This window comes from Isoptericola sp. NPDC056134 (assembly GCF_042264825.1).
GTDB classification, from domain to species: domain Bacteria; phylum Actinomycetota; class Actinomycetes; order Actinomycetales; family Cellulomonadaceae; genus Isoptericola; species Isoptericola nanjingensis.
The window spans coordinates 39,839-50,718 of record NZ_JBHJVM010000026.1; the positions used below are offsets into that span (position 1 = coordinate 39,839).

Below are 10,880 nucleotides of genomic sequence, written 5' to 3' on the forward strand. Positions count from 1 at the left end.
GTCGCCCGAACGACTGATCCTGCACGGCCGACCGGGGGTACACCTTTCGACCGATCCCCCGTCGGGCTCCCTGTGCTGGGATGGTGCGGTGACGACCGACCGCACCGCCCCCACCCTCCTCGGGAGGCTCGTGCGGGTGTGGGGCGGCGACGACCGGCGCGGCGACGTCGCCACCGCCCTGACCCTGTTCGCGCTGGGCTGGCTCCTGCTGGAGGTCGGGCTCGTCGACCTCTTCCGTGGCGGCCCTCTCGGCGCGGTGGTGCCGGAGCCGTGGTGGCGGGTCGCGCTCCTCGCCGTCGGGTGCGCCCTCACGCTCGTCAAGCGCTCTCGCCCGATGCTGGCGCTCGCCGGCGGTGTCGCCGTCACCCTGGTGGACCTGGCGTGGGGCGGCAGCCTCGCGATCCTGCTCGTGCTGTGGGACCTGCTGTTCGCGGCAGCGATGTGGTCCGGCCCGACGGCGCGCCGGTGGCTGTGGGGCACGGCAGTCGCGCTGACCGTCGCGGGGGCGGTCGCCGCCGGCGAGGCGACCCGCGACGCGCGCGCCTTCGTCACGACGGGCCTGAACCTGAGCGCGATCCTGCTGGTCCCGATGTGGTGGGCGGACAACGTGCGGCAGAAGTCCGAGCTGGCCGCCGTGGAACGGTCCCGCGCGGACGAGGCGCGGCGGACCGCGGAGCTGGAGCGCAGGCGCGCCACCGACCTCGAACGGATCGCCGAGCTCGACCGGCACGAGGCCGTGCGCGCGGAGCGGGCGGCGATGGCGCGCGACCTGCACGACGTCATCGCCTCGCACCTGTCCACCATCGCGATCCACTCCGGTGCGGCGCTCAGCACCCCGCCGGACGCTGCGCGCGACCGCGGCGCGCTGGAGCAGGTCCGCACCAGCGCGGTCGAGTCCCTCACGGAGATGCGGTCCATGATCGAGCTGCTGCGCGCCGACGCGCCGCGCGACCCGCTCGCGGCGCCCGGGCGGCTCGACCGCCTCGACGACCTGCTCGCCGCGGCCCGCGCGGACGGCACGGTCGTGACGTTCGAGGACCCGGACGGCATCGCCCGCGCCGACCTGCCCGCCGCCGTCGGGCACGCCCTGTACCGCATCGCGCAGGAGGCCCTGACCAACGCGCGCAAGCACGCGCCCGGGGCGGCGGTGACCGTGCGGCTGGCCCGCGAGCCGCGACCGCGCGGCGGCGCGGTGGTGCTGGGGGTGCGGAACGCCGCACCTCCGGCGGGCCGGGGGGAACTCGTCGACGCCGCCGGGCTGCCGCTCAGCGCCGGGACCGGGATGCTCACCATGCGCGAGCGCGCGGAGGCGCTGGGCGGCACCTTCGAGGCCGCCGCGACGGACGACGGCGGCTGGGCCGTGCGCGCCCGGGTGCCGGCCGGCGCGGAGGCCGGTCGGGAGAACAGGGGGACCCGAGGATGACGACGCCAACGACCCGGGGCGGCGCGGCGGGCGCCGTCGTCCGCGTGCTGATCGCCGACGACCACGCCGCGATCCGCGCCGGCCTGCGGATGCTCCTGGACGCGGCGGACGACGTCGAGGTGGTGGGCGAGGCGGCCGACGGGGACGCGGCGGTGACCAACGCCCGCGCGCTGCGGCCCGACGTCGTGCTCATGGACCTGCGCATGCCGGGCACGGACGGTATCGCCGCCACCCGCGCCATCGCCGCCCAGGGCCTGGCGGACGTCCTGGTGCTCACCACGTTCGACCTGGACGAGTACGTGGACGGCGCGCTGCGCGCAGGCGCCGCCGGGTTCCTGCTCAAGACGGCGGAGCCCGCCGCGCTGCTCGACGCCGTGCGCCGCGTCGCGGCGGGGGACGGCGTCCTCGCGCCCGAGGTGACCCGGCGCGTCCTCGCCCAGCTTGCGGGAACCTCGACGCCCACCGTCGCCGCCGACCCCGCGCCCGGCGCGGCGCCGGACCTCGCCGACGCCCGCCTCGCCGACCTCACCCCGCGCGAGGTCGACGTGCTCGGCGCGTTGGGGCGCGGCCTGTCCAACCAGGGGATCGCGGCCGAGCTGGTCATCACCGAGGCCACCGCGAAGACCCACGTCTCCCGGGTGCTGGCCAAGCTGGGCGTGGTCTCCCGGATGCAGGCGGCGATCGTCGCGCGGGACACTGGCCTGGCCTGACCCGGCCGTCCGGTCAGCCGGCGGGCGCCAGGCCTGGGCTGCGGACCACGCGCGCGGCGTGGGCCGCGGCCGCCGCGAGCGCCTCGGCGAGGTCCGCGCCGCGCAGGTGGGCGTCGAGGAAGCCGGCGAAGAACCCGTCGCCCGCGCCGTTGGTGTCCAGGACGTCGTCCACCGGCTCGGCGGGGACGTCCACGAAACCGTCCGCGGTGAGGGCCGTGGCGCCCCGCGCGCCGTGGGTGCAGACCACAAGCCGGGCCCCGGCGTCGAGCCGCTCGGCCATGAACGACCGGTGGTCGGGCAGGCGGTCGGAGCTGAGGAACACGTGCGTGCCCGCGTCGGCCCACGGGCGGTGGAACTCCGTGGTGCCGTCGTAGTCGTGCAGGTCCACCCACACGTCGCGGCCCCGCTCGGCGGCCGCGACCAGGACGGGGGCGGAGTGCGCGGCGAGGTCGACGACGACGGCCGCGGCGGCGTCCACGGCGGCGAGCGTCGCGTCCCAGCCGGGCCCCGCGGCGGGGACCTCGCCGGGCGCGCGCAGGTAGACCGACAGCCGACCGCCGCCGGCGTCCATGAGGTTGAGGTGGCTCTCCGTGCGGCCGTCCGGGGACGGCTCGGCGAGGACCCGCACGCCCGCGTCGGCGAGCACGCCGCGCACGCGCGCGCCCTCGTCGTCGTCCCCGAGCACGGTGCGCAGCACGACGCCGCGGCCCAGGCTCGCGAGATTGAGCGCCTTGCCGGCGGACGTACCGCCGACCGTGTCGTACGCGCCGCGCGCGAACACGGTGTGGGGCGTCGGATCGGGCAGCGCGTCCAGGTGCACGATGCGGTTCCAGGACGCGGGGCCGGCGACGAGGACGTCAGCGGAGCTCGGTGCGGTCACGCCCGGAACACTAGGACACCGCGCACACTCGTTCCGGGTCAGGGCCGACGCTCCCGTCAGGTCCCCGACGGGTGCCCACCGGTCGGTCGAGGGGATCGAGCGTCTCCCGGAGCCATCGTGCGTAGGCGCGCGGGTGGGTGGTGTTGCCGTTGTGACCACCGGGGGCCTCCTGCAACCTGAGGTCGAGCAGCGTGGCCAGTGCTGCGGCGGCGAGATGGTCGAAGACGGTCCGTGGCTGTCTTCGCGGTCCGCTCCTGTCGGGTCGATGCCCAGGGTCCTCGCGATCGCGGGCAGCGTCGCGCCGAGGCCCGCCCGGGCGTACAGGTCCTGGAGCTCGGCGAGTTCGAGCTCATGACGTGCGCGCAGCTCGTCGGGCAGCAGACCCGGGGCGACGGGTTCGTGCGCCACCAGCGTCCGGAGCTGTTCGGGGTGCGCGAGTGCGGCATGCAGGCCGATGACGGCGCCGAGGCTGCAGCCGAGCATGAGCGCGGGTTCGTCGGTGAGGGCCGCCAGCAGGCGATGGACGTCGTCGGCGTGCTCGTCCATGGTCACGCCCCGGGTGGGGTCGACCAGACGGCTGCGGGACAGCCCGCGTCGGTCGTAGGTGACCACGGCGTAGGAGTCGGCGAGTCGGGCGACGAGGTCGTGGCTGCGGTCGGCGTCGCCCTCGCCGCTCTGGGAGATCAGCAGCATCGGCCCCGTGCCGCAGACCTGGTAGTGCAGGGCTGCGCCGGGGACGTCGAGCGTGCCGGTGGTGACGAACATGGGTGGCTCCCTCTGGTCGCGACCTCGCGCCGCGTCCTCCGTCACCATAGTCCATCTAAATAGATGCATCAATAGAGATATATCCACCTCGATGTAGGGTCCCTCTCGTGAACGGAGTCGAGCTGTTCCTGCTGGGACGCACCCTCATGAAGATCGGCGAAGAAGCCCTGCCACCGCCCCCGGCCGGGACCGCGGCCCGCGGGGGCAGCGACCGCACGGTGCTCGTCGTGGCCAGCGACATCGCCGACCACCCCGACACCACCGTCAGCGAGATCGTTACCCGCACCGCACTGCCGCAGAGCCAGGTGTCCTCGGCCGTCGCCCGCCTCAGGCAGGCAGGCTCGATCGAGACCGTCACCGACCCGGGCGACCGACGACGGGCCCTGGTGCGCCAAGCCGCCCAGGCGTCCGAACGGGTGGCCCAGGTCCGCGCCGCCGGGATCGACGAGGCACTCGTCGCCGCGCTCGGACCCGACGACACCCACCGACTGCCTGAGGTCTCGCAGGCGCTCGAGGTGCTCTCGCGGAACCTCCGCCGGGGTCGCTAGCGACCGGCGTACCGGCCGGAGAACGGCGCGCCGGTCAGCCGCGCAGCGGCAGGCTGAGCGAGGCGTCGCCGTCGGGCGTGACACGCACCGGCACGCCCCAGTCCTGCTGCGCCAGGTGGCAGGCGGGGAAGACGTCGGGGTCGGGCTCGCCGTCCGGGCCGAGGGGGACGACGTCGCACGACGCGGCCTTGGCCGTCACGTGCAGCACGCCGTCGGCGACGTCCGGGTTGAGCACCAGCACGCGATCCAGGTCGACGCCGTCGCCCGCGCCGTCGAGCAGCAGCTCCGGTGGGGTGGCGCTCACCCGCAGCTCGGTGGACGGGCCCCAGCGGTCGTCGAGCTTCTGGCCCGGGGCGGGCACGAACGGCACGTCGAGGCGCAGCTCGCCGGGCGCGACCTCCGTCGCCGGGCGCGCCACGCGGTGCGCGCCGGCGTCGAGCACCTCGCCCGCGACGTCCGCCGGCAGCGCGACCCGTGTCAGCCGGTGCGCGGCGGACTCCACGACGAGCAGGCGGACGCCGTCGTCGGACGTCTCGACCAGCACGTCGCTCGGCTCCGCGAGGCCGGTGGCGAGCGTCGTCACGACGTCCGCCGCCGGGTCGTACCGCCGCAGCGCGCCGTTGTACGTGTCGGCGACGACGACGCTCCCGTCGGGCAGCGTCGCCACGCCCAGCGGGTGCTGCAGGAGCGCCTCGCCCGCAACGCCGTCGCGGTGGCCGAAGTCGAACAGCCCCTGCCCGACGGCGGTCGTCACGGCGACCGACCCGTCGTAGGCCGGCGTCACCCGGCGCAGGGCCGACGTCTCGGCGTCCGCCAGCCAGATCGCGTCGGCGGCGCCGGGACCGGTCGCCGGCGCCAGCCCGGAGGGCTGCGCGAACCAGGCGTCGGCGCCGGGGCCGTCCTCCAGGCCCTCGTTCATCGTGCCGGCGAGCAGCGCGACCGTCCCCGCCAGCGGCTCGAACGCCCACAGCGTGTGGTTCCCGGCCATCGCGACGACGAACGCGCCCAGCCGCGGCGACCACGCGACGTCCCACGGCGAGCTGAGGCGCACGGAGGCGGCGGGGTAGGCCGTGGCCGGGTCGAACGCGTCGGTCGACCCGACGACGTTCTCCTGCCCGCCCACCATGAACTGCTCGCCCGTGCCCGCCACCGTCCGCACCCGCCCGGTGGCGAGGTCGACGCCGCGGAGGGCGTGGTTCACCGTGTCCGCGACGAGCACGTCGTAGCCGAGCGCGGGGCGCAGCTCGTCCGGCACCCGGCACAGGCCGTTCGGCTCGCTGAACCGAGCCTCGTCCGGGGCCGCGTCGCCGCGGGAGTCGGCGAGCCCGCGCTCGCCGGAGCCGATGCGCCGCACGAGGGTCTCGCCGTCGGGCCCGAGCTCGGCCAGCGAGTGGTGCCCGGCGTCGGCCACGAGCAGGTTCCCGCCCGGCAGCGCGACCGCCTTCGCCGGGAAGCGCAGCGTGCCCGACGTCGGCTCGGGCGGCACGTACGGCCCCTCGCCGCGGTGCAGGGTGCCCTTCGCGTCGTGCTCGGCGACCAGCTCGTCGACGATCGCCTCGATCGCCGACGCGTGCCCCTCCCCCGCCATCTGCGCCACGACGTACCCCTCCGGGTCGACGACGACGAGCGTCGGCCAGGCGCGGGCGGTGTACGCGCCCCAGGTCACCAGCTCCGGGTCGTCGAGCACCGGGTGGTGCACCTCGTACCGCTCGACGGCGGCGGCCAGCGCGTCCGGGTCGGCCTCGTGCGCGAACTTGGGCGAGTGCACGCCCACGATCACCAGCTCGTCGCGGTGCCGCTCCTCCAGCTCGCGCAGCTCGTCCAGCACGTGCAGGCAGTTGATGCAGCAGAAGGTCCAGAAGTCCAGGACCACGACCTTGCCGCGCAGGTCAGAGAGGGCGACGTCGCGGCCGCCGGTGTTGAGCCAGCCGCGGCCGACCAGCTCGGAGGCACGGACGCGGGGCAGTCGGGGGGAGCTCACCGATCCATTCTGCGGGATCGTCGGGTCCACCGTGCCCGGCGTCGCGCTCAGGCGGCGTCGGGCAGCTCGACGGCGTTCGCCGCCCTGCGGATGGGCGCCGTCATCGCGGCCATCATCCGGTCCTTGCCGGGCAGCCTGTCCATGACCCGGAGCATCGCGAGCGAGGCGCGCACCTGCCCGCGGGTGCCCACCACCATCCGCTTGATGTTCGCGGGGCCGAGCGCCTGGTTCGCCGCCACGAACGGGTGCATCCGGCGCTCGTAGTCGGCGAACGCCGCCGCCGGGTCGTCGTGCACGTCGAGGGCGGCGGCCAGCACGTACGCGCCGACGAGCGCCAGGCTCGTGCCCTGGCCGGACGCCGCCGACGCGCAGTACGCGGCGTCGCCGAGCAGCACCGTGCGACCGGTCGACCACCGCTCGGCGCGCACCTGGCTGAGGGAGTCGAACAGCAGGTCGGGCGAGGCGGGCACGTCGGCCAGCAGGCCGGGCACCTCCCACCCCTCGCCGGCGTACGCGTCGGCGAGCAGCCGCTCGCGCCCCTCGCGCCCGAGGTCGCGGTGGCCGAGCGGCGCCGACGACCACAGGAACATCGCCCGCGCGCCCTCCTCCCGCGCCGTGGCGTAGACCAGCGCGGTGCGGCCGGGCCCCACGTACGTGACCTCCTCGCGGTCGAGGCCCAGCCGGTTGGGGACGGTCGCCACGGCCACGTAGTACCCGAGGTCGACGACGTGCCGCTCGTCCGGCCCGAGCACCAGGTTCCGCGTCCGGGAGCGGAGCCCGTCGGCCCCGACGACGACGTCGTAGCGCCCCGTGCGACCCGAGGCGAGCTCGACCTCCACGCCCTCGCCGGTGTCCACCAGGGACCGGATCGAGTCGTCGTAGACGTGCTCGGCGTCGGCGGCACCCTCCCGCAGGAGGCGGTGGAGGTCACCGCGCAGCAGCTCGACGTCGTCGTGCACGCGCCCGCCGAAGGTGTCGCCGTCCATGCTGGCGGCCCGGCGCCCGCGGGCGTCGACGACCGTGCCCGCACGGACCTCCGTGCGCAGCCCCCGCGCCTCCTCGAGCAGGCCCATGCGGTCCAGCACCTGGAGCGCGGCGCCCCGCACGTCGACCTTGTAGCCGCCGGCGCGGGGCAGGGACGCCTGCTCGACGACGGTCACGACGTCGCCGCGGGCGGCGAGCCGGTGCGCGAGGGCGAGGCCGGCGACGCCGCCGCCGGAGACGAGGACGGAGCGGTTCATGGGAGCTCTCCTGACCGGGAGGAAGGTGGCGCGCACCACGCTAGACCCGATTGAGACGATCGTGCAAGACGTTCGTTTCAGACGTTCGAGCTAGCATGGGCCCATGCGCACCACCGACAACAGGGCCGCGCTCCTCGCCGCCGCCCGGACCTGCCTCCGCGACAAGGGGTACGCCCGCACGTCGGCACGCGACGTCGCCACCACGGCAGGCGTGAGCCTCGCGGCGATCGGGTACCACTTCGGGAGCAAGGAGGCGCTGCTCGACGCGGCCCTCGTCGACGCGCTGCGCGACTGGGGCGACGTGCTGGAGTCCATCGGCGCCGAGGACCTCGGGGCAGCCCCGGGCGAGCGGTTCCGCGCGGTGTGGGAGCGCGTCATGACGTCGGTCGCCGACGACCGGGCGCTGTGGGCGGTGCAGCTCGAGCTCGTCGCGGCCGCCGCGCGCGACCCGGAGCGGGCCGCCGCCGTCTCCGCCGACAACGCGCACGCCCGCACCGCGCTGGCCGAGCTCTTCGGCGTCCCCGACCCGCAGGGCGCGCTCGTGCAGATGCTGCTGCTGGGGGCGGTGTCGCGGGTGCTCCTCGACCCCGACGACACCGTCGGGGCGGTCGAGCTGCTGGAGCAGATGGCCGCGCTGGCGGCGCTGGCCGCCTGAGCGTCAGAACGCGGTGACCGCGCCGACCACCGTCACCTGCACGGGGACGCCGTCCACCTGGGGCGGCACGTCCTTGCGCGCGCTGAGGGAGACGACGTTCACCTGCAGCACCCAGTCCGTCTCGTCGCCGCGCTGGGCGAGCCCGACGCCGCGCACCCCCTCGACGCTCTCGAGCGCCTCACGCAGGGCGGGCTTGGCGGCGCGTGCCTCGTCGATCGTGACCATGGAACACCTCCGACCCCTCCATTGTGCGCCACCCGCCGACAGGACCACAGCCCGGGCGTCGTGACCCGCGCCCCGGCGGGGCTCCTACCGCACGGTCGGCCCCTCGACCGCCACGGGACCCTGGGCCGACCGGCGCTGGATGCGCAGGTCGAGGGTGCTCCTCGACGTCGGGGCGACCGAGATCTGCGCCTCGTCCTCGCCGTCGGCGATCGCGCGCACGTGCAGGTGACCGTCCTTGAGGCGCATCGCGAACTGGTTCGTCCCTGCGACGAACCGCACCTCGCGGTCGTCGTCGATCACCGTGGGGGGCAGCGGAAGGCTCTTCGACATGGGTACAGCATGCCTGCCGCGCGGCGCCGGGACGCCCCAGGCCCCTGGCCGACGGTACAGGCATCCGTGTACGGTCGGGTCCGTGACCACCCTCCCGCTCCGCCCCGTCCCGCCCGCCCGGCGCGCGCTGCTCGAGCGCCGGGTGCGCTGGATCGTCGCCGCGACGATCGCGTACAACGTCGTCGAGGCGGTCGTGGCCATCGCGGCGGGGCGTGCGGCGTCGTCGGCGGCCCTGGTCGGCTTCGGCCTGGACTCCGTGGTCGAGGTGCTGTCCGCGGCCGCGGTCGCGTGGCAGTTCGCCGCGCCGGACCCGCACCGCCGCGAGCGCGTCGCGCTGCGACTCATCGCGGTGTCGTTCTTCGGGCTGGCGGTGTTCGTCACCGTCGACGCCGCCCGCACGCTGCTCGGCGCGGCCGAGCCGGACCACTCCCCGGTCGGCATCGTGCTCGCCGCGGTCAGCCTCGCGATCATGCCGTTCCTGTCGTGGGCCGAGCGGCGCACGGGCCGCGAGCTCGGCTCGGCGTCCGCCGTCGCCGACTCGAAGCAGACGCTGATCTGCACCTACCTGTCGGCGGTGCTGCTGGTCGGGCTCGTCCTCAACGCGACGCTCGGCTGGTCGTGGGCCGACCCGCTCGCGGCGCTCGTCATCGCCGGGTTCGCGGTGCGAGAGGGCGTCGAGGCCTGGCGCGGCGACGCCTGCTGCACCCCCGTCGGCGCGCTCCTCGCGTCGGACGACGACGGGTGCGACTCCTGCGGGGACGGGTGCTGCGCACCGGACGACGGCGGGGCGGCCGGTCCGCGCTGACCACGCGGCGGCGCCGTCGCCGCCGGCCACCCCGCCGGGTCGCGCAGCGCCGCGACGACGCCTCCAGCCTGCTCCCGGAACCGCGCCGACGGCGACCCCGGGCGCCATGGGATCGATCACGCAGCGCCGTCAGCACCCGCGAGGTAGTTCGGGGCACCGCGAGGTAGTACGAGGAACCGCGAGGTAGTACGGGGAACCGCGAGGTAGTCGCCGCGGTACTACCTCGCGGGATGTCGTACTACCTCGGCGCGACCCGTACTACCTCGGCGCGACCCGTACTACCTCGGCGCGGTGGGACAACGCTGCCGGACGGGACGGCCGCGCGACGCTACGCCGTCCGGGACAAGATGGGTGACATGAGCACCGAGATCCCGTCCCTGTCCCTGAACAACGGCACGTCGATCCCGCAGCTCGGCTACGGCGTCTTCAAGGTCCCGCCGGAGGAGACGCGCGAGCTGGTGCTGACCGCCCTCGAGGCGGGCTACCGGCACATCGACACCGCGCAGATGTACCGCAACGAACGCGGGGTCGGCGAGGCCATCGCCGCGGCCGGGCTGCCTCGCGACGAGCTCTTCGTCACCACCAAGCTGAACAACGCGTTCCACGAGCACGACGCCGCCCTGGAGGCCTTCGACCGCTCCCTCGAGGAGCTCGGCCTCGACCACGTCGACCTGTTCCTCATCCACTGGCCGCTGCCCGCGGTCGGCCGGTTCGTCGAGGCGTGGGGCGCCCTGGAGGAGCTGTACCGCTCCGGCCGGGCCCGCGCGATCGGCACGTCGAACTTCCAGCCGCACCACCTGCGCCGCGTGCTGGCCGAGGGCACCGTGGTGCCCGCCGTCAACCAGGTGGAGATCCACCCGTGGTTCGGCAACGAGGAGGTCCGCGCGTTCGACGCGGAGCACGGCATCGTCACCGAGGCCTGGTCCCCGCTCGGCCGCGGCCGCGTGCTGGAGGACCCGACGCTCGCCCGCATCGCCGCCGAGCACGGGCGCACACCCGCCCAGGTGGTGCTGCGGTGGCACGTGCAGCGCGGCGACGTCGTCTTCCCCAAGTCCGCGACGCCGTCGCGCATCCGCGAGAACCTGGAGATCTTCGACTTCGAGCTCTCCGGCGACGACATGGCCGCCATCACCGGCCTCGACCGCGGCGAGCGCATCGGCTCGCACCCGGACGAGATGAACAACACCGGCCGCTGACCCGATCGGTGGTCGAGCCTGTCGAGACCCTGGGTTCTCCCGGTTCGCCCACCCTGCAGTTATCCGACAGCCTCTCGTTTTGCCAGCGCGCTTGACGAGCGGCTGGAGGGTGCCGTACGGA

Annotated in this window: 11 protein-coding genes; 6 read left to right on the top strand and 5 right to left on the bottom strand. The window is 75.2% G+C overall.

Translation table 11 applies throughout. The features are described from left to right. Nucleotides 1–88 precede the first annotated feature (88 nt). Both ACFCZN_RS18585 and ACFCZN_RS18590 read left to right on the top strand, forming a co-directional pair. The gene (locus tag ACFCZN_RS18585; RefSeq protein ID WP_429765734.1) at nt 89–1,423 is read left to right on the top strand and encodes a sensor histidine kinase; all 1,335 of its coding nucleotides are present in this window, start codon (nt 89–91) and stop codon (nt 1,421–1,423) included. After that, nucleotides 1,420–2,133 carry a response regulator gene (locus tag ACFCZN_RS18590; protein ID WP_429765733.1) on the top strand — a complete coding sequence of 238 codons (714 nt, stop codon included), beginning with the start codon at nt 1,420–1,422 and terminating at the stop codon, nt 2,131–2,133. Before ACFCZN_RS18585 ends, ACFCZN_RS18590 begins: the two co-directional genes overlap by 4 nt. Nucleotides 2,134–2,146: 13 nt before the next feature. Here the strand turns inward: ACFCZN_RS18590 and ACFCZN_RS18595 are convergent, their stop codons facing one another. Beyond that, nucleotides 2,147–3,778, bottom strand: coding sequence for a PfkB family carbohydrate kinase (locus ACFCZN_RS18595; protein WP_430557720.1), 1,632 nt, complete (start codon nt 3,776–3,778; stop codon nt 2,147–2,149). A gap of 107 nt (nt 3,779–3,885) precedes the next feature. Here ACFCZN_RS18595 and ACFCZN_RS18600 point away from each other — a divergent pair, with 107 nt between their 5' ends. Continuing rightward, on the top strand, nt 3,886–4,326 hold the full coding sequence (locus ACFCZN_RS18600) for a MarR family transcriptional regulator (RefSeq protein WP_430557721.1): 441 nt from the start codon (nt 3,886–3,888) through the stop codon (nt 4,324–4,326). A 34-nt stretch (nt 4,327–4,360) separates the two neighbouring features. On the opposite strand, the gene ACFCZN_RS18605 is transcribed toward ACFCZN_RS18600, so the two are convergent. Together ACFCZN_RS18605 and ACFCZN_RS18610 are read right to left on the bottom strand one after the other, a co-directional pair. After that, nucleotides 4,361–6,307, bottom strand: coding sequence for an NHL domain-containing thioredoxin family protein (locus tag ACFCZN_RS18605; protein WP_430557722.1), 1,947 nt, complete (start codon nt 6,305–6,307; stop codon nt 4,361–4,363). Nucleotides 6,308–6,354: 47 nt separating this feature from the next. After that, nucleotides 6,355–7,548 carry an FAD-dependent monooxygenase gene (locus tag ACFCZN_RS18610; RefSeq protein WP_430557723.1) on the bottom strand — a complete coding sequence of 398 codons (1,194 nt, stop codon included), beginning with the start codon at nt 7,546–7,548 and terminating at the stop codon, nt 6,355–6,357. A gap of 103 nt (nt 7,549–7,651) precedes the next feature. Between ACFCZN_RS18610 and ACFCZN_RS18615 the strand changes: the two genes are divergently transcribed. Beyond that, the gene (locus ACFCZN_RS18615; RefSeq protein ID WP_430557724.1) at nt 7,652–8,203 is read left to right on the top strand and encodes a TetR/AcrR family transcriptional regulator; all 552 of its coding nucleotides are present in this window, start codon (nt 7,652–7,654) and stop codon (nt 8,201–8,203) included. A gap of 3 nt (nt 8,204–8,206) precedes the next feature. On the opposite strand, the gene ACFCZN_RS18620 is transcribed toward ACFCZN_RS18615, so the two are convergent. Both ACFCZN_RS18620 and ACFCZN_RS18625 read right to left on the bottom strand, forming a co-directional pair. Next, a complete protein-coding gene (locus tag ACFCZN_RS18620) occupies nt 8,207–8,428 on the bottom strand; it encodes a hypothetical protein (RefSeq protein ID WP_429765722.1) in 222 nt (73 codons plus the stop codon). Nucleotides 8,429–8,512: 84 nt separating this feature from the next. Then, the gene (locus ACFCZN_RS18625) at nt 8,513–8,758 is read right to left on the bottom strand and encodes a hypothetical protein (protein ID WP_430557725.1); all 246 of its coding nucleotides are present in this window, start codon (nt 8,756–8,758) and stop codon (nt 8,513–8,515) included. Nucleotides 8,759–8,840: 82 nt separating this feature from the next. Here ACFCZN_RS18625 and ACFCZN_RS18630 point away from each other — a divergent pair, with 82 nt between their 5' ends. Both ACFCZN_RS18630 and ACFCZN_RS18635 read left to right on the top strand, forming a co-directional pair. Continuing rightward, nucleotides 8,841–9,563: a cation transporter gene (locus tag ACFCZN_RS18630; RefSeq protein ID WP_430557726.1), complete on the top strand. Its 723-nt coding sequence runs from the start codon at nt 8,841–8,843 to the stop codon at nt 9,561–9,563. 356 nt (nt 9,564–9,919) lie between these two features. Continuing rightward, nucleotides 9,920–10,759, top strand: a complete 840-nt coding sequence (locus ACFCZN_RS18635) for an aldo/keto reductase (RefSeq protein ID WP_429765716.1) — start codon at nt 9,920–9,922, stop codon at nt 10,757–10,759. Nucleotides 10,760–10,880: the final 121 nt, after the last annotated feature.